This window comes from Streptomyces sp. NPDC048197, from assembly GCF_043202395.1.
Classification (GTDB): domain Bacteria; phylum Actinomycetota; class Actinomycetes; order Streptomycetales; family Streptomycetaceae; genus Streptomyces; species Streptomyces siderophoricus.
On record NZ_JBIDAJ010000015.1, the window covers coordinates 148500 to 170433 of the forward strand.

Annotated in this window: 13 protein-coding genes; 12 read left to right on the forward strand and 1 reads right to left on the reverse strand. The window is 71.7% G+C overall.

What is annotated here, in order from left to right; translation table 11 throughout:
- Positions 1–280 precede the first annotated feature (280 nt).
- From ACGF4C_RS21115 to glgB, 8 genes are all read left to right on the forward strand, one after another.
- Positions 281–2560, forward strand: coding sequence for a M4 family metallopeptidase (locus ACGF4C_RS21115; RefSeq protein WP_393568224.1), 2280 nt, complete (start codon positions 281–283; stop codon positions 2558–2560).
- Positions 2561–2846: 286 nt separating this feature from the next.
- A complete protein-coding gene (locus ACGF4C_RS21120) occupies positions 2847–4481 on the forward strand; it encodes a M4 family metallopeptidase (protein ID WP_393568225.1) in 1635 nt (544 codons plus the stop codon).
- Positions 4482–4618: 137 nt separating this feature from the next.
- Positions 4619–5284, forward strand: coding sequence for a response regulator transcription factor (locus ACGF4C_RS21125; protein WP_393568227.1), 666 nt, complete (start codon positions 4619–4621; stop codon positions 5282–5284).
- Positions 5281–6906, forward strand: coding sequence for a sensor histidine kinase (locus ACGF4C_RS21130; RefSeq protein ID WP_393568229.1), 1626 nt, complete (start codon positions 5281–5283; stop codon positions 6904–6906). Before ACGF4C_RS21125 ends, ACGF4C_RS21130 begins: the two co-directional genes overlap by 4 nt.
- A gap of 567 nt (positions 6907–7473) precedes the next feature.
- Entirely contained in the window at positions 7474–9477 is a 2004-nt protein-coding gene (locus ACGF4C_RS21135) for a maltotransferase domain-containing protein (RefSeq protein WP_393568231.1), read from the forward strand.
- Positions 9474–11192: a maltose alpha-D-glucosyltransferase gene (gene treS / locus ACGF4C_RS21140; protein ID WP_362141750.1), complete on the forward strand. Its 1719-nt coding sequence runs from the start codon at positions 9474–9476 to the stop codon at positions 11190–11192. The genes ACGF4C_RS21135 and treS overlap by 4 nt, the downstream gene beginning before the upstream one ends.
- 329 nt (positions 11193–11521) lie before the next feature.
- The gene (locus tag ACGF4C_RS21145; RefSeq protein ID WP_393568233.1) at positions 11522–13003 is read left to right on the forward strand and encodes a maltokinase; all 1482 of its coding nucleotides are present in this window, start codon (positions 11522–11524) and stop codon (positions 13001–13003) included.
- 368 nt (positions 13004–13371) lie between these two features.
- Positions 13372–15546: a 1,4-alpha-glucan branching enzyme gene (gene glgB, locus ACGF4C_RS21150; RefSeq protein WP_393568300.1), complete on the forward strand. Its 2175-nt coding sequence runs from the start codon at positions 13372–13374 to the stop codon at positions 15544–15546.
- A gap of 69 nt (positions 15547–15615) precedes the next feature.
- On the opposite strand, the gene ACGF4C_RS21155 is transcribed toward glgB, so the two are convergent.
- On the reverse strand, positions 15616–17031 hold the full coding sequence (locus ACGF4C_RS21155; protein WP_393568234.1) for a cation:dicarboxylate symporter family transporter: 1416 nt from the start codon (positions 17029–17031) through the stop codon (positions 15616–15618).
- Between the two features lie 146 nt (positions 17032–17177).
- Here ACGF4C_RS21155 and ACGF4C_RS21160 point away from each other — a divergent pair, with 146 nt between their 5' ends.
- From ACGF4C_RS21160 to ACGF4C_RS21175, 4 genes are all read left to right on the forward strand, one after another.
- A complete protein-coding gene (locus ACGF4C_RS21160) occupies positions 17178–18836 on the forward strand; it encodes an ATP-binding protein (RefSeq protein WP_393568236.1) in 1659 nt (552 codons plus the stop codon).
- Positions 18837–18882: 46 nt separating this feature from the next.
- Complete coding sequence (locus tag ACGF4C_RS21165) at positions 18883–19563, forward strand: response regulator (RefSeq protein ID WP_030415655.1); 681 nt, start codon at positions 18883–18885, stop codon at positions 19561–19563.
- Positions 19564–19651: 88 nt separating this feature from the next.
- The gene (locus ACGF4C_RS21170) at positions 19652–21016 is read left to right on the forward strand and encodes an extracellular solute-binding protein (RefSeq protein ID WP_393568237.1); all 1365 of its coding nucleotides are present in this window, start codon (positions 19652–19654) and stop codon (positions 21014–21016) included.
- Positions 21013–21933, forward strand: a complete 921-nt coding sequence (locus tag ACGF4C_RS21175) for a carbohydrate ABC transporter permease (RefSeq protein ID WP_393568238.1) — start codon at positions 21013–21015, stop codon at positions 21931–21933. The genes ACGF4C_RS21170 and ACGF4C_RS21175 overlap by 4 nt, the downstream gene beginning before the upstream one ends.
- Position 21934 lies beyond the last annotated feature (1 nt).

Consider the following 21934-nt stretch of genomic DNA (forward strand, 5'->3'; position numbering starts at 1 on the left):
CGCAACGGACGTTTTCCGGCCAATTACTTGAACGGACCCTGACAACCAGCCAGCCGTGGTGGGACTCTTCCCCGCAGCCGCCGCACGGTCCCCACAGCACCACACCCTGCGGCAGCGGGCTTCCCCTGCACGATCCGTTCCACCAGTACGTCGCACCTCTTGCGTACGTCTCCCCCCACACGCTCCAAGTGTTCTGCCTCGATCTGCCCGGACGGCCGTTGGGCCGCCCGGTCCCCCTCGGCCGCACCGTCACGTAGCGGCCACCGCAGAAGGAGTCAGTGTGAGACGCACCCCCCATGGACGCGCCGTCGCGACCGGCGCGCTGGTCGCCGTCACCGCGATGCTGGCCGTCGGAGTCCAGGCCGGCACCGGCACGGCGGCCGCCCCGCGGCCCGGCACCGCGCACGCCGTACCCGATCCCGGCGCACTGCCGGTCAAGCTGTCCCCGTCCCAGCGTGCGGAGCTGATACGGGCGGCCGGCGCCACCACCGCCAAGACGGCCCGCGAGCTCAAGCTCGGCGCCAAGGAGAAGCTGGTCGTCAAGGACGTCTCGAAGGACGCCAACGGCACGGTCCACACGCGCTACGAGCGCACCTACGCCGGACTGCCGGTGCTCGGCGGCGACCTCGTCGTGCACGAGAGCAAGGGCGGCACGCTCAAGGGCGTCACCAAGGCCGTCCGTTCGCAGCTGAAGGTCGCGAGCACCACCGCCAAGATCACTCCGGCCGCGGCCGCCGCGAAGGCCGTCTCCGCGGCGAAGACCCTCGGGTCGAAGAAGACCGCCCCGGCGAAGACGCCCCGCAAGGTGATCTGGGTCGCCGACGGCAAGCCGCGGCTGGCCTACGAGACCGTGGTCGGCGGGCTGCAGGACGACGGCACGCCCAACCAGCTGCACGTCGTCACGGACGCCACCACCGGCGCCGAGATCTACCGCTACCAGGGCATCGAGACCGGTGTCGGCAACAGCGAGTACAGCGGCAAGGTCACCATCGGCACGTCGGGTTCGGCGCCGAACTTCTCGATGACCGACCCCACCCGCGGCAACCACAAGACCTACGACCTCAAGCACGGGTCGTCCGGCACCGGGACGCTGTTCACCGACGCGGACGACACCTGGGGCGACGGTACGCCGCAGAACGCCCAGACCGCGGGCGTGGACGCCGCCTACGGCGCCCAGGAGACCTGGGACTACTACAAGAACGTGCACGGCCGCAGCGGTATCCGCGGTGACGGCGTGGGTGCCTACTCCCGCGTCCACTACGGCAACAGCTACGTCAACGCGTTCTGGGACGACGGCTGCTTCTGCATGACCTACGGCGACGGCAGCGGCAACGCGGCCCCGCTGACCGCCCTCGACGTGGCCGGCCACGAGATGTCGCACGGCGTCACCTCGAACACCGCGGGCCTCAACTACAGCGGCGAGTCCGGCGGTCTGAACGAGGCCACCTCGGACATCTTCGGCACGGCCGTGGAGTTCTACGCCAACAACCCGTCCGACCCCGGTGACTACCTCATCGGCGAGAAGATCGACATCAACGGCGACGGCACCCCGCTGCGCTACATGGACAAGCCCAGCAAGGACGGCGCCTCCGCGGACTACTGGTCGAGCGGTGTCGGCAACAAGGACGTGCACTACTCGTCCGGCGTCGCCAACCACTTCTTCTACCTGCTGTCCGAGGGCAGCGGCCCGAAGGACATCGGCGGCGTCCACTACGACAGCCCGACCTTCGACAACCTTCCGGTGCCGGGCATCGGCCGGGCCAACGCCGAGAAGGTGTGGTTCAAGGCGCTCAGCCAGTACATGACCGCCACCACCAACTACGCGGACGCCCGCACCGCCACGCTGAAGGCGGCCGCGGACCTGTTCGGCCAGGGCAGCGCGTCGTACAACACGGTCGCCAACACCTGGGCGGCGGTCAACGTCGGCTCCCGCGTCCCGGACGGCGGCGGGGTCACCGTCACCAACCCGGGCAACCAGACCAGCACCGTCGGCCAGGCCGCGAGCCTGCAGATCAAGGCCACCAGCGGCACCGCGGGCGCGCTGTCGTACGCGGCGAGCGGGCTGCCCTCCGGGCTGTCCATCAACGCGAGCACCGGTCTGATCTCCGGGACGCCGACCACGGCCGGCACGTCCAACGTGACGGTGACGGTCACCGACTCCGCGAAGAAGACCGGAACCACCTCCTTCACCTGGACGGTCAACGCGACCGGCGGCGGCAACGTCTTCGAGAACTCCGCCGATGTGCAGATCCCGGACGCGGGCGCGGCGGTCACCTCGCCGATCAGCGTCAGCCGCAGCGGCAACGCCTCCAGCACCCTGAAGGTCGGCGTGGACATCGTCCACACCTACCGCGGTGACCTGGTCATCGACCTGATCGCCCCGGACGGCACGGCCTACCGGCTGAAGAACTCCAACCCGTACGACTCCGCGGCGAACGTGAACACCACGTACACCGTCAACGCCTCCTCGAAGGCGGCGAGCGGCACCTGGAAGCTGCGCGTCCAGGACGTCTACTCGCAGGACTCCGGTTACATCAACGGCTGGAAGCTGACGTTCTGATCCGGCGAGAGCACTCAGCCGTCACCTTGGTGTGACATAGCCGGGCCGGTCGCCGGGAAGACGGGCAACTGGCCTGGTGAACAGGGAAATTGGGCGTCGTCCCCGGAATTCCGGGGGCGGCGCCCACCTCCGTTATGCGGACACCGATCACCTCAGTGCGGACGATTTTCAGCCAACCTGTGAACAGGCTCCTGACATGCACGCGTTCAGCTGGCAGTGTTCCGGACGCGAGTCACACCCGCATCGCTTTGCACCCCCACCACTTGGCAAAGTTGAAGGAGCACGCGTGGCCCCCCACATATCCCGCAAGACCCGTGTGACCGGTGGCGCCCTTGCGGCCGCCGCCCTGCTGGCGGCGGGCATCACCGTCGGAACGGCCGGCGCCTCGCCGGCCCCGGCCCCCCACAAGGACGCCTCCCCCCTCCAGCTCAGCGCCTCGCACCGCGCGGAACTCCTGCGCGACGCGGACGGCACCAAGGCGCAGACCGCGAAGGCCCTCGGTCTCGGCGGTCAGGAGAAGCTGGTCGTCAAGGACGTCATCAAGGACGCCGACGGCACCACCCACACCCGTTACGACCGCACCTTCGCCGGACTTCCGGTGCTGGGCGGTGACCTGGTCGTGCACACCGCCAAGGGCGGCGCGATCAAGTCGACCACCAAGTCGACGCAGAAGAGCATCAAGGTGGCCTCCACCACCGCGAAGATCGCCCCCCAGGCCGCCGCGAAGTCGGCCCAGGGCACCGCGGTGAAGTCGCTCGCCGCCAAGAAGGCACCCGCCGCGCAGACCCCGAAGAAGGTCGTCTGGGCCGCCTCCGGTTCGCCGGTCCTGGCCTACGACACCGTCGTCAAGGGCGTCCAGAAGGACGGCACCCCCAGCCGGCTGCACGTCATCACCGACGCCAACACCGGCAAGAAGCTCTTCCAGTACGACGAGATCCACACCGGCAAGGGCGAGAGCGAGTACAGCGGCAGCGTCGAGCTGGGCACCAAGAAGGACGGCGGCAAGTTCACGCTGACCGACGACGGGCGCGGTGGCCACAAGACCACCGACCTGGGCAACAGCGAGTCCGGTGACGGCAAGCCCTTCTCGGACGACGACGACGCCTGGGGCACCGGCAAGGCCGACGACCCGCAGACCGCGGCCGTCGACGCCCACTACGGCGCGGCCGAGACCTGGGACTACTACAAGACCGTGCACGGCCGCAGCGGCATCAAGGGCGACGGCAAGGGCGCCTCGTCCCGCGTCCACTACGGCAACAGCTACGTCAACGCCTTCTGGGACGACAGCTGCTTCTGCATGACGTACGGCGACGGCGAGGGCAACAAGAAGCCGCTCACCGCCATCGACGTCGCGGCGCACGAGATGTCGCACGGTGTCACCTCCGCCACCGCCAACCTCACCTACAGCGGTGAGTCCGGCGGCCTCAACGAGGGCACCTCCGACATCTTCGGCACCTCGGTCGAGTTCTACGCCAAGAACGACAAGGACCCGGGCGACTACCTCATCGGCGAGAAGATCGACATCAACGGTGACGGCAAGCCGCTGCGCTACATGGACAAGCCGTCCAAGGACGGCCAGTCGCAGGACAACTGGGACTCCAACACCGGCAACCTCGACCCGCACTACTCCTCGGGCGTCGCCAACCACTTCTTCTACCTGCTGTCCGAGGGCAGCGGCCCGAAGGAGATCGGTGGCGTCAAGTACGACAGCCCGACGGCGGACGGCAAGAAGGTCGAGGGCATCGGCCGGGACAAGGCCGAGAAGATCTGGTTCAAGGCCCTGACCGAGTACATGACCTCGAACACCGACTACAAGGCGGCCCGCGAGGCGACCATCAAGGCGGCCACCGACCTGTACAAGGCCGACAGCCCCGAGGTCAAGGGCGTCGAGGCGGCCTGGACCGGCGTCGCCGTCAAGTGACGCAACCGGCCGATGCGCACTGATCGGCCCGGGGTAACGTGACCCCGGAGCGGGCGGTGTCCGGAGACCCTCCGGACACCGCCTTCGCGCGTCCCGGGGGCGGTCGGCGCGCGCAACGGGGCGGAACGGGGGTCCGGATGGACGAAACGATCAGGGTGCTGCTGGCCGACGACGAGGCCCTGCTACGGGCCGGGGTGCGCGCGATCCTCGCCACCGCGCCCGGCATCGAGGTGGTCGCGGAGGCCGGGGACGGCCGCGCGGCGGTCGACCTCGCACTGCGGCACCGCCCCGACGTCTGCCTCCTCGACATCCGCATGCCGCGCCTGGACGGCCTGGCCGCGGCCGCCGAACTCGCCACCGCCCTCCCCCAGGCCGCGGTGGTCATGCTGACCACCTTCTCGGAGGACGACCACATCGCCGGCGCGCTCGGCGCGGGCGCCGCCGGTTTCCTGCTCAAGACCGGCGATCCGCGGGAGCTCATCGCCGGGGTCCGGGCCGTCGCGGCGGGCGGCGCCTGCCTCGCCCCGTCCGTCGCCCGGCGGGTCATCTCCCATATGGCACAAGGGCAGTTGGGCCGCGGTGCGGCCGCCCGGGCCCGGGTCGCCGAGCTGACCCCGCGCGAACGCGAGGTGCTCGGCCTGGTCGGCGCCGGACTGTCCAACGCGGAGATCGCCCGGCGGCTGTTCCTGGTCGAGGGCACCGTCAAGGCGTACGTCAGCGCGGCCCTCGCCCGGCTGGGCGTCAAGAACCGCGTCCAGGCCGCGGTCCTCGCCTACGAGGCCGGCCTGGTCCCCGCCTCGTGAGACGTCTGCCGTCCCGGGCCGCACTGCGGTCCTGGACGCGGCACACGGACCCGGGACGACTGCGCGCCCGGCTGCCCGGCCTCGCGCTGTGGCTGCTGCTGTGCGTACCGCCGTTGCTCTACGTCCTCGACGGCCTCTCAGGGCCGCAGCGCTGGGCGACCCTGGCCGGCTTCCCGCTGCTCGCGCTGGCCGTGCTCGTCCGCCGGCGGGCACCACTGGTGGCGGTCGCGGTACCGGTCGTACCGAGCCTGGTGCTGTCGGTGCAGCTGTTCACCGGTGCGTACTGCCTCGCCCTGGCCGTGCTCGGTCATCTCGCCGGGGTGCGAGTGGCCCGGGCCCGGCCCGCGCTGTGGTTCTTCACCGGTGTCGCGCTGGCCGGCGTACCGGTGTGCGCGCTGGCCGCCCGCACCCTGTGGCCGTGGTTCACCTTCCTGATGACGCTGCTGCTGAACGTGGTGCTGCCCTGGCTGCTGGGCCGCTACCGCCGCCAGTACGCCGAACTCGTCCGCACCGGCTGGCAGTTGGCCGACCGGATGGAACGCGAGCAGCAGGCGATGGCCGACCGCACCCGGCTGCGCGAACGGGCCCGGATCGCCGGCGACATGCACGACTCGCTCGGCCACGAGCTGGCACTGATCGCGCTGCGGGCCGGCGCGCTGGAGCTGGATCCGGCGCTGGCCGCGGACCGCCGGGCGGCGGCCGGTGAGCTGCGGGCGGCGGCCGGTGCGGCGACCGAGCGGCTGCGGGAGATCATCGGCGTGCTGCGGACGGACGACGAGGGCGCGCCGCGGCGGTCCGCGGACGAGGGCGTGCCGGAGCTGGTGGCGCGCGCCCGGGCGTCGGGGATGACGGTGATGCTGGAACAGCCCGACGAGACCGAACGGCCCGACGGGGCGGAACGGCCCGGGGCGGCCGGCCTGCCCGGCATGACCGGACCCGCCGTGCACCGGCTCGTCCAGGAGGCGCTCACCAACGCCGCCAAGCACGCCCCGGGCGCGGCCGTCCGGGTGCGGATCGAGCGGGCGGAGGGGCAGCTTCGGGTCACCGTCACCAACGCCGCGCCGCCGCCCGGCCCCGCCCCGGCGGCGGTCTCCGGCGGCAGCGGACTGGTCGGCCTGGACGAGCGGGTACGGCTGGCGGGCGGCACCCTGCACAGCGGCCCGACCCCCGACGGCGGCTTCACGGCCGCCGCCCGGCTCCCCCTCACCGGCGGCCCGCTCACCGGTTCCGGCGCCGCACCCCAACCGACCGCCGCGGCCCGTGAGTTGGACCGGGCCCGGCGCCAGGTGCGGCGGCGGCTGCGCCAGACGGTGACCGTCCCGCTCGCGCTGTTCGCCGCACTGCTGGTGCTGATGGGCGTCTTCGCCCTGGTCAGCACCGGGTGGACGATCCTGGACCGGGCGAGCTACGAACGGCTGCGCCCGGGCATGCCGCGCACCGAGGTGGACGACCTGGTGCCGTTCTTCCACCTGGACGTCCCCCCGGAAGGCACCCCCGCGCCACCCCGCGGCTGGTCCTGCACCTACTACGGCATCGACCCCGACACCACAGCGGCCTACGAGCTGTGCTTCACCGAGGGCCGTCTGGTCCGGAAGGCCGTCGCCCACCGCCGGGACCGCTGACACCCGGCAGCCCACCACTCCCCCATCCGGGTGTCCCGGGCGACGACCACATCGCGCACGGCGCGCCAACTTCCCTGCACAACAGGGGAGTTGAGAGGCACCGTGGGCCACCCGCACCTCCCTACCCGCGCGTTTCCCGATATGGCCGATTCCACCCCCTCAGGCGCCCTTGTACGAGATCCCTCCTGGAGAGAGGCTGCGGTGTGGCGCCGACCGGCCGCGGCGCGACACCGGTACTTCCGCACACCGCAACTCCGCTGTGATCACACCTGAGTTGAGGAGGCGAACGCCGATCGTGTCCGCCCAGCTCCGCAGCCGTCCGCACCGAGGTGGCCGCGTGTCCGCGAGGCCGCACCGGGCCCCTGGTGACGTACCAGACGTTCACATTCCGCCCGAGTTCATGTCCGCCGGGCGAGGGAAGGCTCATCGAGTACGCCCCGGCCGGCCGTGTTCTCCGCCAGCCGGGTGAAGCGGACAGGAGCCCCACGCCCGCACCGGGTCCCCCTCCCGTGGAGCGGATACAAAGGACAAAACCCCGCAAAGCGTCACAAGCCCCCAGGTGAGCCCATGATCGGTCGCATCCCTGTTCTGGACATCCGCCCGCAGATCGATTGCGGCCGCCGCCCGGCGAAGGCCGTGGTGGGCGAGACCTTCGAGGTCTCGGCCACGGTCTTCCGCGAAGGCCATGACGCGGTCGCGGCCAATGTGGTGCTGCGCAATCCCGCCGGCCGCTGCGGACCCTGGACACCGATGCAGGAACGGGCGCCCGGCACCGACCGCTGGAGCGCCGAGGTCACCCCGGACATCGAGGGCCGCTGGACCTTCACCGTCGAGGCCTGGTCGGACCCGCTGGCCACCTGGCGCAAGCACGCCGGGGTCAAGATCCCGGCGGGCATCGACACCGAGCTGGTCCTCGCCGAGGGCGCCGAGCTGCACGAGCGGGCGGCCGCCGACGTTCCCAAGAGCGACGGCCGGGAGGCGGTGCTGGCCGCCGTGGACGCCCTGCGCGACCCGAAGCTGCCCGCCGCCACCCGGCTCGCCGCCGCGCTCGCCCCGCAGGTCATCGAGGCCCTGGGCCGCCACCCGCTGCGCGAACTGCTCACCGTCTCGCGCCCGATGCCGCTGGTCGTCGAGCGCCGCCGGGCCCTGTACGGCTCGTGGTACGAACTCTTCCCGCGCTCCGAGGGCGCCAAGGTCACCCCGAACGGCACGGCCGTCAGCGGCACCCTGCGCACCGCCGCCGAACGCCTCCCGGCGGTGGCCGCCATGGGCTTCGACGTCGTCTACCTCCCGCCCGTCCACCCCATCGGCACGTCCTTCCGCAAGGGCCCCAACAACGCCCTGTCGGCCGGCCCGGACGACGTCGGCTCCCCCTGGGCGATCGGCTCGGCGGCCGGCGGGCACGACGCGCTCCACCCCGACCTGGGCACCTTCGAGGACTTCGAGCACTTCGTGCGCACCGCCCGCGACCTGCGGATGGAGGTCGCCCTGGACTTCGCGCTGCAGTGCTCGCCGGACCACCCCTGGGTCACCCTGCACCCGCAGTGGTTCCACCACCGCTTGGACGGCTCGATCGCGTACGCCGAGAACCCGCCGAAGAAGTACCAGGACATCTATCCGCTCGCCTTCGACGCCGACTTCCGCGGGCTGGTCCGCGAGACCGAGCGGCTGCTGCGCTTCTGGATGGGAAAGGGCGTACGGATCTTCCGGGTGGACAATCCGCACACCAAACCGGTGGCCTTCTGGGAGAAGGTCATCGGCGACATCAACCGCACCGATCCGGACGTGCTCTTCCTCGCCGAGGCGTTCACCCGTCCCGCGATGGTGCACACCCTCGCCCAGGTCGGCTTCCAGCAGTCGTACACGTACTTCACCTGGCGCAACACCAAGCAGGAGCTGACCGAGTACCTCACCGAGCTGTCCGGCGGGTCCGCCGCCTATCTGCGGCCCAACTTCTTCGTCAACACCCCGGACATCCTCCACGCCTACCTCCAGGAGGGCGGCCGCCCCGCCTTCGAGATCCGTGCCGTGCTGGCCGCCACCCTGTCCCCCACCTGGGGCGTCTACGCCGGATACGAGCTCTGCGAGTCGACCCCGGTACGCCCCGGCAGCGAGGAGTACCTCGACTCGGAGAAGTACCAACTCAGGCCGCGCGACTGGGATGCGGCGGCGAAGCAGGGGCGTACCATCGCCCCGCTGATCACCGCCCTGAACCGCATCCGCCGCCGGCACCCTGCCCTGCAGCAGCTCCGCAATCTGCACTTCCATCCCGTGGACAACGACGCCGTGCTCGCGTTCTCCAAGCGCGCGGGGCACGGCGCCGGGACGGACACGGTGCTCACGGTGGTCAACCTCGACCCGCACCACACCCACGAGGCGACGGTGTCGTTGGACATGCCGGAACTCGGCCTCGGCCGGCACGAGTCCTTCCCGGTGCGCGACGAGCTCACCGGCGATACCTACCACTGGGGCAGGGACAACTATGTGCGCCTGGAGCCGGGCCGCTCGCTCGCGCCCGCCCATGTGCTGTCGCTGCGACCGTCCTCACCGATCGGAGGGTCACCCAATTGATCGTCAATGAGCCTGTCCCCGACACGTTCGAGGACACCCCGGCCAAGGACCGCGATCCCGACTGGTTCAAACGGGCCGTCTTCTACGAAGTCCTGGTGCGCTCGTTCCAGGACAGCAACGGCGACGGCATCGGTGACCTCAAGGGCCTCACCGCGAAGCTCGACTACCTGCAGTGGCTGGGGGTGGACTGCCTCTGGCTGCCCCCGTTCTTCAAATCGCCGCTACGGGACGGTGGTTACGACGTCGCCGACTACACCGCGGTGCTCCCCGAATTCGGCGACCTGGCGGACTTCGTGGAATTCGTGGACGCCGCACACCACCGCGGCATGCGGGTCATCATCGACATGGTGATGAACCACACCAGCGACCAGCACCCGTGGTTCCAGGAATCACGCAACGACCCGAACGGCCCCTACGGCGACTATTACGTCTGGGCGGACGACGACAAGCAGTACGCCGACGCCCGGATCATCTTCGTCGACACCGAGGCCTCCAACTGGACCTTCGATCCGGTCCGCAAGCAGTACTACTGGCACCGTTTCTTCTCCCACCAGCCGGACCTCAATTACGAGAACCCGGCGGTCCAGGAGGAGATGATCTCCGCCCTGCGCTTCTGGCTGGACCTGGGCATCGACGGCTTCCGGCTCGACGCGGTGCCGTACCTCTACGCCGAGGAGGGCACCAACTGCGAGAACCTGCCCGCCTCGCACGCCTTCCTCAAGCGGGTCCGCACCGAGATCGACAAGCACTATCCGGACACCGTGCTCCTGGCCGAGGCCAATCAGTGGCCGGAGGACGTCGTCGACTACTTCGGTGATTACGGGGTCGGCGGCGACGAATGCCATATGGCGTTCCATTTCCCGGTCATGCCGCGCATCTTCATGGCGGTGCGCCGCGAATCGCGCTATCCGGTCTCGGAAATCCTCGCCAAGACCCCGGCGATCCCGTCCGGCTGCCAGTGGGGCATCTTCCTGCGCAACCACGACGAGCTGACCCTCGAAATGGTCACGGACGAAGAGCGGGACTACATGTACGCGGAGTACGCCAAGGACCCGCGGATGCGGGCCAACATCGGCATCCGCCGCCGGCTGGCCCCGCTGCTCGACAACGACCGCAACCAGATCGAGCTGTTCACCGCCCTGCTGCTGTCGCTGCCCGGTTCGCCGATCCTCTACTACGGCGACGAGATCGGCATGGGCGACAACATCTGGCTCGGCGACCGGGACGCGGTCCGCACCCCGATGCAGTGGACCCCGGACCGCAACGCCGGATTCTCTTCCTGCGACCCGGGCCGGCTGTTCCTGCCGACCATCATGGACCCGGTCTACGGCTACCAGGTCACCAACGTCGAGGCCGCGATGAGTTCGCCGTCCTCGCTGCTGCACTGGACCCGCCGGATGATCGAGATCCGCAAGCAGAACCCGGCCTTCGGCCTCGGCAGCTACACCGAGCTGTCCTCCACCAACCCGGCGGTGCTGGCCTTCCTGCGGGCCTCGAAGGGCACCGGCGGCGCGGACGACGACCTGGTGCTGTGCGTCCACAACTTCTCCCGCTTCGCCCAGCCGACCGAGCTGGACCTGCGGGCGTTCAGCGGCCGCCATCCGGTGGAACTCATCGGCGGCGTCCGTTTCCCGGCCATCGGGGAACTGCCGTACCTGCTCACCCTCGCGGGCCACGGCTTCTACTGGTTCCGGCTGCGCAGAAACGCCACCTAGTGCCCCGGCCCTGACCGGGCACGGGCACCGAGCACCCCGCCCGTACGCGGCCGTATACCGCGTACGGGCGTTTTTCGACCTTTCGCTCGGGCAGTCTCCTTACTACCGCACGGGCCGGGTGAGCCCTCGGTGGTCCCCGGTTCGAGGGGGACCGCCGCGCAGCGGACACGCGCACCGGCACGACCGCTGCCGCGATCCCGACACCCCCGCCGGGAGGATCTTCACACCCTCCGTCCGGGGGTACCGCCACCGCGCCACCGCACAGTGAAGGCCGTATTCCGGGACACTTTGCCCTACCTGTCGTGTGCCCGGGGAAAGGACGCGACGCCATGTCGGACACCGCCCCGACCCGTGCCACCCGTAACACCCCTGCCCACCGTCCGCTCGTCACCGCCCCCGATCTGCTCTCCTCGCTGGCACCGCTGCTCGCCGAATGGGTTCCCCGCCAGCGCTGGTTCGCCGGCAAGGGCCGGCTGCTCACCGGCTTCTCCCTGCTGTCCGCGACCGAGCTGCTGCCGTGCACCGGTGACGGGACCTCGCCCGGCCTGCTGCAGCTGCTGGTCCGGGCCCAGCAGAGCTCCCCGCCGAGCCGCACCCCGGCCGGCGGGGACCGCTACCAGCTGCTGCTCGGGGTGCATCCGGCGCCGCCGCCCCAGCTGGCACCGGCGGTGATCGGCCGGCCCGGCGGCGGCCCGCTGCGCGGCCGGGTGGTCTACGACGCACTGCTGGACAACCGGCTCTGCGGGCTGCTGCTGGAACGGCTGCGGATCCCCGGGCGGCTGGGGGCCTTGCGGTTCTGCCGCGAACCCGACGCGGACATCCCCTCCGGCCTGCCGGCCCGGCCGATCGCCGTCGAACAGTCCAACTCCTCGATCGTGTACGGGGATTCGTTCATCCTGAAGGTCTTCCGGCGGGTCGAGCCGGGCATCAACCCCGATCTGGAACTGCCCCGGGCACTGGCGGACGCCAAGTGCGCCCGGGTGCCTGCGCCGGCCGCGTGGTTCGAGTCGGCGGTCGCCGAGGAGAACGGCGAGGCGACCACGCTGGGCGTGCTCCAGCCGTTCCTGCCCGGCTCGGCGGACGGCTGGCAGCTGGCCCTCAACGCGCTGGCCGTCCGCGCCGACTTCACCGGTTCGGCCCGGGCGCTCGGGCACGCCACCGCGGAGGTGCACACCGCGCTGGCCCAGACGCTGCCGACCACCGAGCTGCGCCGCCCGCAGCTCGACCTGATCGCGGCGCAGATGATCGAGCGGCTGGAGGCCACCGCCCGGGCCGTCCCCGTGCTCCAGCCCTACCGCGCGCGGCTGCGCACCGCCTTCGACGCGCTGGCCGCCGTCGGGCACGACGGCCGCAGCTGGGCCGCCCAGCGCATCCACGGCGATCTGCACCTGGGCCAGACGCTGCGCTCGGCCGACGAGGGCCGCTGGTCACTGATCGACTTCGAGGGCGAACCGGCCCGTCCGCTGGCCGAGCGGCGCAAGCTGCAGCCCGCGGTGCGGGACGTCGCGGCGATGCTGCGGTCCTTCGACTACGCGGCGCGCAGCGGGCCGGCCGGCGCGGACCCCTGGGCACTGGAGTGGGCCCGGCGCACCCGGGCCGCGTACTGCCTGGGCTACGCCGAGGCCGGCGGGCTCGATCCGCGCTCCGCGCCCGAGCTGATGCGGGCCTACGAGACCGACAAGGCGGTCTACGAGGTGCTCTACGAGGCCCGGCACCGGCCCGACTGGCTGTCCGTGCCGATGGCCGCCGTCCGGCGGCTGGCGGCGGGCGGCGAACCGGCCGTGGGCGTGGACGGGACCGGCCCGCCCTGAACCGGCCTCCCTGACCCGACGACGCGATCCCGCCCCGCCAGCCGACGTCCCCGACGCACCGCCGACGCACCGCCCCCGAGGAGGCCCCGCCCGTGACCGCCGCCCCACCGCCGTCCCGCCCCACCCCTGGCGACCCCCCGTCCACGCCGGACGCGACCGCCGAGAGCGCGACCGGGGCCGCCGCCCCCGGCACCGGGACCGCGGCCCCCGGCAGCCCCGGCGCCCCGGCGTCCGGCACCCGTCCGCCCGCGCCCCGGGAGGCGGCCGCCGGGCCCGCCCGGCCGGCCGGGACCGCGGCCGGAGCCGCGCGGCAGCCCGCGCCTGCCCGGCCGGGCAGCGGCGGCCGCGGAGTACGGGCCGCCACCCCGCTGTCGGACGAGGACCGCGGCCGGCTGCTGGCCGGCGCGCACCACGACCCGCACGCGCTGCTCGGCGCCCACCCGGTGCGCGGCGGGCTGCTCGTCCGTACCCTGCGGCCCTTCGCGAGCGGGGTCACCGTCCTGGCGGACGGGCTGCGCGCCGAACTGCACTGCGAGGGCGACGGGCTGTTCGCCGGTGTACTGCCGCTGCGCACCGTCCCGGAGTACCAACTGCTGGTCGACTACGGCGAGAGCGCCGCGACCGTGCACGACCCGTACCGCTTCCTGCCCGCGCTGGGCGAACTCGACCTGCATCTGTTCGGCGAGGGCCGGCACGAGCAGCTCTGGCAGGCGCTGGGCGCCCACGTCATGGACCACCAGGGCGTGACCGGTACCCGCTTCACCGTGTGGGCGCCCAACGCGCAGGGCGTCCGCGTCGTCGGCAACTTCAACTACTGGGACGGCACCGGCCACCCGATGCGGTCGCTGGGGTCCTGTGGTGTCTGGGAGCTGTTCCTGCCGGGCCTCGGCGAGGGTGAGCTGTACAAGTTCGAGATCACCCGGCCGGACGGCTCGCGGACGGTACGGGCCGACCCGATGGCCCGGCGGACCGAGTGCCCGCCCGCCACCGCCTCGGTCGTGCACACCTCACGGCACCGCTGGCAGGACGACGACTGGATGGCGCACCGCGGCCGGCGCCCGGTCCACCAGGCACCGTTCTCCGTCTACGAGGTGCACCTGGCGTCCTGGCGCCCCGGTCTCACCTACCGGCAGCTCGCCGCGCAGCTGCCCGCCTACGTCAAGGACCTGGGCTTCACCCACGTCGAGTTCATGCCGGTCGCCGAGCACCCCTTCGGCGGTTCCTGGGGCTACCAGGTCACCGGCTTCTACGCGCCCACGGCCAGGATGGGCACGCCCGACGACTTCAAGTTCCTGATCGACGCCCTGCACCGGGCGGGCATCGGCGTGCTGATGGACTGGGTGCCGGCGCACTTCCCGCGCGACGACTGGGCGCTGGCGGAGTTCGACGGGCGGCCGCTGTACGAGCCGCAGGACCCGTCCCGGGCCGCGCACCCCGACTGGGGCACCCTGGAATTCGACTACGGCCGCACCGAGGTCCGTAATTTCCTGGTGGCCAACGCGGTGTACTGGTGCGAGGAGTTCCACATCGACGGGCTGCGGGTGGACGCGGTCGCCTCGATGCTCTACCTCGACTACTCCCGCGAGGGCGGCGGCTGGACCCCGAACGTCAACGGCGGCCGGGAGAACCTCGACGCGGTCGCCTTCCTCCAGGAGATGAACGCCACGGTCTACCGGCGCTGCCCCGGCGTCGTCACCATCGCCGAGGAGTCCACCGCCTGGGACGGCGTCACCCGGGCCACCCACCACGTCGGGCCCGGCGGCTTCGGCGGTCTGGGCTTCGGCCTGAAGTGGAACATGGGCTGGATGCACGACTCGCTCGGCTACGTCTCCAAGGAGCCGGTGCACCGCAAGTACCACCACGGCGAGATGACCTTCTCGATGATCTACGCCTACTCCGAGAACTACGTGCTGCCGATCTCGCACGACGAGGTGGTGCACGGCAAACAGGCGCTGGTGTCGAAGATGCCCGGGGACTGGTGGCAGCAGCGCGCCAACCACCGGGCCTACCTGGGCTTCATGTGGGCCCACCCGGGCAAGCAACTCCTCTTCATGGGGCAGGAGTTCGCGCAGGGCGCGGAGTGGGCGGAGAGCCACGGCCCGGACTGGTGGCTGCTCGACCCGTCGTACGAGGCCGAGCCGGACCACCGGGGCGTGCGCGATCTGGTCCGGGACCTGAACCGGCACTACGCCGCGACCCCGGCGCTGTGGGAGCGGGACACCGAACCGGCCGGTTTCCAGTGGATCGACGGGGACGCGAGCGAGGACAACGTCTTCTCGTTCCTCCGTTTCGCCGCCGACGGCGCCCCGCTGGTGTCGGTCAGCAACTTCTCGCCGGTCGTCCGGCACGCGTACCGGACCGGCGTCCCGGACGACGTCCCGGCCTGGCGCGAGGTGCTCAACACCGACGCGCCGCGCTACGGCGGCAGCGGCGTGGCCAACCCCGATCCGCTGAAGACCGAAACGGTCCCCTGGAACGGGCGGACCAGCTCCGTCTCGCTGGTGCTGCCGCCGCTGGCCACGATCTGGCTCCGGCCGGCGTAGGCATTCCTGCCGGCCGCCGAAGGGGCGGGCGCCGCGATCCGGCGTCCGCCCCTTCTCCCCTTCCATGGCTCAGACCGTGGCGGACTCCTTCGGACCGCCGTCCCGGGGGCCTGCGACGACGGCGGGCGGCGCCGCTTCCGCGGCCGGGCCGTGCGCGTCGACGGACAGCGTCTTCTCGTCGAACGGGACCCGGCCGGCCAGCACCTCGGCCGCCCGGGACTTGTCGATCTCCTTGGTCCAGGTGCCGATGAGCACGGTGGCGACCGCGTTGCCCGCGAAGTTGGTCAGCGCCCGGGCCTCGCTCATGAAGCGGTCGATGCCGACGATCAGGCCGACGCCGTCGACCAGTTCGGGGCGGTGGGACTGCAGCCCGCCGGCCAGCGTGGCCAGGCCCGCGCCGGTGACGCCGGCGGCCCCCTTGGACGCGATGATCATGAAGACCAGCAGCGAGACCTGCTGTCCGAGCGAGAGCGGCTTGCCCATCGCCTCGGCCACGAACAGCGAGGACATCGTCAGGTAGATCGCGGTGCCGTCGAGGTTGAAGCTGTAGCCGGTCGGGACGGTGATGCCGACCACCGGCTTGCTGACGCCCAGGTGCTCCATCTTGGCGATCAGCCGGGGCAGCGCCGACTCCGAGGAGGACGTCGACAGGATCAGCAGGAACTCCCGGGCGAGGTACTTCAGCAGCAGGAAGATGTTGATCCCGGCGACCAGCCGGAGCAGCGCGCCGAGCACCACGATCACGAAGAGCAGACAGGTGAGGTAGAAGCCGGCCATGATGATGGCCAGCGACTTCAGCGCGTCCAGGCCGGTCTCGCCGACCACCGCCGCTATCGCGCCGAAGGCACCCACCGGCGCCGCCCACATGATCATGGCCAGGACCCGGAAGACCAGCTTCTGCAGGTGCCCGACGCCGCGCAGCACCGGCTCGCCCGCCGAGCCCAGCGCCTGCAGCCCGAAGCCGACCAGCAGCGCCACCAGCAGGGTCTGCAGCACCTCGCCCTGGGTGAAGGCCGAGACCAGCGTCTTGGGGATCATGCCGAGCAGGAAGTCGGGCAGGGATTCGGCGCTGCCCGAGGTCTGGGCGTGGCCCGCGTGCCGTACGGACTCGGTCAGGTGCAGCCCGGAGCCGGGCTCCAGGACGTTCCCGACGACCAGGCCGATGGCCAGCGCGACGGTGGACATCACCATGAAGTAGCCGAGGGCCAGTCCGCCCACCGCTCCGACCTTGGCGGCCTTACGGACCGAGCCGACGCCCAGCACGATGGTGCAGAAGATGACCGGCGAGATCATCATCTTGATCAGGTTCACGAACCCGGTACCGAGCGGCTTGAGCTCGACGGCGACACCGGGGGCGGCGAAGCCCACGATGATGCCGAGGAGCACCGCCCCGATCACGGCGATGTAGAGGAAGTGGGTCCGGTCCCGCTTCACCGGCGCGGCTTCCTCGGTGGTCCCCCCGGACGGTGGGGTCTGTGCAGCCACGGCTGCCTCCTGACGGTCTACGGTCCTGCGCCTGGTCTGCGGCTCCGGCGCTCAACGAGTCCCGGTGACTATGCAGGGCCGGTGTGGCGCCCGTCACCCTTACGTGCATTTCGTTCACGCAAAAGTGACCCGGCAGACTGTTCCGTATGCGACTCCCCCGATCCCGCGGGCCCCGGTGGCCCGGCCGGCTGCGCGGTCCGCGCAGTCTGGCCGGCCAGCTCTTCGCCATGCAGGTGGTGCTGGTCGCGGTGGTCGTCGTGGGCTGCGCCGTGTTCGCGTACCTCAGTGCCGGGCGGCAGGCGGAGGAGACGGCGCGGCGGCAGGCGACCGCGGCGGCCACCGCCGTGGCCGACTCCCCGGCCGTGGTGGCGGCGGCCCGCACCAAGGACCCGACGGCCACGCTCCAGCCGTACGCCGAGCGGCTGCGACGGGACGCGGGGGTGGACTTCGTGGTGGTGATGGCTCCGGACGGGACCCGCTGGACGCATCCGCAGCCGTCCGCGATCGGCGGGAAGTACCTGGGGCACATCGGTCCGGCGCTGCACGGCCGGATCTTCCCGGAGACGCACCTGGGCGTGCTCGGCCCGTCCGTGCGGGTGGTCGCCCCGGTCCGCGATCCGCGGGCCGGCGGCCGGATCACCGCGCTGGTCAGCTCGGGGATCACGATCAAGACGATCAGCCGGCAGCTGCGCGAGCAGGTGCTCGCGGTGGTCGGGGTGGCCGCGGCGGCGCTGGTGCTGGGCGGTGCGGGCACCTACGTGATCAACGCCCGGCTGCGCCGGCACACCCACGGCATGAACGCCCAGGAACTCGGCCGGATGCACGACTACCACCAGGCGGCGCTGCACGCGGTGCGCGAGGGGCTGCTGATGCTGGACGGGCGGCGCCGGGTCGCGCTGATCAACGACGGCGGGCGGGAGCTGCTGGGCCTCTCCGGGGACGCGGTGGGCCGGGCGGTGACCGAGCTCGGGCTGCCGGAGCCGCTGACCGAGGCGCTGCTGGCGTCCGGGCCGCGGGTCGACGAGCTGCATCTGACCCGCGACCGGGTGCTGGTGGTCAACTCCGCGCCGGTCTCCGGCGGCGAGCAGCGCGGCAGCGTCGTCACCCTGCGGGACCACACCGAACTGCAGGCGCTCTCCGGCGAGTTGGACTCGGTGCGGGGCTTCGCGGAAGCACTGCGTTCGCAGGCGCACGAGGCCGCCAACCGGCTGCACGCCGTGGTCTCGCTGATCGAGCTGGGCCGGGCCGAGGAGGCGGTTACGTTCGCCACCGCCGAGCTGGAACTGGCACAGGCGCTGACCGACCAGGTCGTCGGGGCGGTCGCCGAGCCGGTGCTGGCCGCGCTGCTGCTGGGCAAGGCCGCCCAGGCCAACGAGCGCGGGGTGGAGCTGACACTGACGCCGGACAGCCGGATCGACGACGGGGTGCTGCCGCCCGGGCTGCCGGCCCGGGACCTGGTGACGGTGCTGGGCAACCTCCTCGACAACGCCATCGACGCCGCGGCCCCGGGCCCGGAGCACGCCCCGGACGAACCGCCGCAGGTGCGGGTCAGCGCCCGCGCGGACGGCGGTGAGCTGATGCTGCGGGTGGCGGACAACGGGCCGGGGGTGGCCGCGGAGGCCGCCGAGGAGATCTTCCGGCGGGGCTGGAGCACCAAGCAGGGCGCGGCCGGCCGCGGGCTGGGGCTGGCCCTGGTGCGGCAGGCGGTGCGGCGCAACGGCGGCACCGTGACCCTGGACCGGGCGGCGGAGGGCGGCGCGCGGTTCACCGTACGGCTGCCGCTGCGGACCGGGACGACGGCATGATGCGGGCAGGCGGGCCGGCCGGCCCGGTCGAGGGAGGTGGGCGGCGGTGAGACCCTCCGACATCCGGGTGCTGGTCGTCGAGGACGATCCGGTGGCCGCCGACGCGCACGCGCTGTACGTCGGGCGGGTGCCCGGCTTCACCGTGTCCGGCACCGCGCACTCCATGGGCGACGCCCGCCGCCACCTCGACCAGCACCCGGTCGATCTGCTGCTGCTGGACCTGTACCTGCCCGACGGGCACGGGCTGCAGCTGGTGCGGACGCTGCGCGCGGCCGGGCACGGCGCCGACATCATCGCGGTCACCTCGGCCCGCGATCTGACGATGGTCCGGGAGGGCGTCTCGCTGGGGGTGGTGCAGTACGTGCTGAAGCCGTTCACCTTCGCCACGCTGCGGGACCGGCTCACCCGGTACGCCGAGTTCCGCGCCACCAGCGGGGAGGCCAGCGGACAGGACGAGGTGGACCGGGCGATCGCCGCCCTGCGCGCCCCGCGGCCGGCCGCGCTGCCCAAGGGGCTGACCGCGGCCACCCTGCGGGCGGTGACCGATGTGCTGCGGGCCGCCGAGCACGGGCTGACCGCCGCCGAGGCCGCCGCCGACGTGGGCATTTCCCGGATCACCGCGCGCCGCTATCTGGAGCATCTGGTGGACGGCGGCCGGGCGGTCCGGGCGCCGCAGTACGGCCAGGTCGGCCGGCCCGAATTGCGCTACCGCTGGTCGGGCCATTGACCCGCTGTGACCGGTGACTTACGTTCAGCAGGCCGCACCCCATGGTGAGTTGACCGTGAGTTGACCGTGGTCCCGCAGGAGGTCTGCCGTGCGCCCCACCGCTCCGCTGATTCTGCTCGCCGCCGCCGTCGTGGCCGCCGGGACGCTCACCGGCTGCGGCAGCGGGTCCGGGAGCGACAAGGACACCGTCAAGGTCGCCTTCATCAAGGACACCAACGCCAAGGTCACGGTCCGGGACGACTACATCCGCCTGGTGGCCCGGCAGTTCGAGAAGGACAACCCGGGCAAGAAGGTCCGGCTGATCCCGATCCAGGCGTCGGAGAACGACTACTACGCCAAGATCCAGCAGATGATGCGCTCCCCCAGGACCGCCCCGGACCTGGTCTACGAGGACACCTTCCTGGTCAACTCCGACATCAAGGCGGGACTGCTGCGGCCGCTGGACGCACAGGTGAGGACCTGGGCCGACTGGCGGCAGTTCGAGCCGGCCGCGAAGGCCGCGGCCCGCGGGCAGGACGGGAAGACGTACGGCGTCCCGGACGGTACGGACACCCGCGGGCTGTGGTTCAACAAGAAGATCTTCCGCCGGGCCGGGCTGCCGGCGGACTGGCGGCCGAGGACCTGGGACGAGGTGCTGGCCGCGGCCCGGACGGTCAAGAAGAAGGTCCCCGGGGTGATCCCGCTGAACGTCTTCACCGGCAAGGGCGCGGGCGAGGCGGCCGTGATGCAGGGCTTCGAGATGCTGCTGTACGGCACGGGACAGGACCCGCTGTACGACCCGGCGGCCAAGAAGTGGGTCACCGGCAGCAAGGGCTTCCGGGACAGCCTGGCCTTCATCGACACCGTCTACAAGGAGAAGCTCGGCCCCGACGTGTCCGACGCGCTCAGCCCCAACATCCAGACCAATGTGGCCGCCGAGCTGCTCCCCGAGGAGAAGCTGGCGATCGACCTGGACGGCTCGTGGCTGGGCCAGCAGTGGCAGAAGACCGGCGGCGGCAACCCCTGGCCGCAGTGGTCGACGACGCTGGGCCAGGCGCCGTTCCCCACCCGGCACGGTGAACCGCCGGGCACGGTGAGCCTGGCCGGCGGCTGGACCTGGTCGATACCTCAGCGGGCCCAACAGCCCGATCTGGCCTGGAAGTTGATCCAGACCTTCCAGTCGAGGGCGAACGCCCTGGAGTGGTGCGTACGCGGTGCGCAGATCTCCGTGCGGAAGGACGTCGCGGCCGATCCGCGCTATCTGAAGTCCGTCCCCGGCATCGGCTTCTTCACCTCGCTGGTGAAGGTCAGCCACTTCCGTCCCGCGCTGCCCGAGTACCCGAAGGTCGCGGCGGCGATCGGGGAGGCGATGGAGGCGGTCACCGCCGACGACTCCTCCCCGGCCGAGGCGGCCAAGGACTACGACCAGGGCCTCGGCGCGATCGTGGACGGCCGGACCGTCGCCCGGCCGTGACCGGCACCGTCGCCGGCAGCCGGACCGCCGCCCGCCCCCGCAGGCCGCGGGCCGTCCCGGTGCGCACCCACCTGCTGCGCTGGTCGCCGCTGCTCCCGGCCACCGTCCTGCTGCTGCTCTTCCTGGCCGGCCCGATCGCGTACTGCGTCTACCTCGCCTTCACCGACACCCAGCTGACCGGCCAGGAGTCGGCGTCGTTCGTGGGCCTGGCCAACTTCCGGCGGGCGTTCGGCGATCCGGGGTTCCGCAACGCCGTGGTGCTGACGCTGGTGTTCACGGTGGTCTCCTCGATCCTCGGGCAGAACACCCTCGGGCTGGCGCTGGCCGGTCTGATGCGGCGCGCCTCGCGTCCCGTGCGGGCGCTGACCGGCGCCGTGGTGATCACCGCCTGGGTGCTCCCGGAGATCGTCGCCGGCTTCCTGCTGTACACGTTCTTCGAGCGGCGCGGCACCCTGAACGCGGTGCTCGCCTGGCTCCATCTGCCCACCCAGAACTGGCTGTTCACGCTGCCGATCCTCGCGGTGTCGTTCGCCAACGTCTGGCGCGGTACGGCGTTCTCGATGCTGATCTACTCCGCGGCGCTGTCCGCGATCCCGCCGGAGGTCACCGAGTCCGCCGAGGTGGACGGCGCGGGCGGGCTGCGCCGGCTGTGGCACATCACGCTGCCGATGATCCGCCGTTCCATCGGCACGAACCTGATGCTCAACACCCTGCAGACGCTCTCCGTCTTCGGGCTGATCTGGGCGATGACCCGGGGCGGCCCGGGCAACCGCAGCCGGACGCTGCCGGTGTTCATGTACGACCAGGCGTTCCTGAAGTCGCTGATCGGCTACGGCACCGCGGTGGCGCTGCTGTTGCTGCTGGTGGGCGCGGTGTTCGCGGCCGGCTGGCTGCGCCTGATGCGCGAGGAGGTCTGAC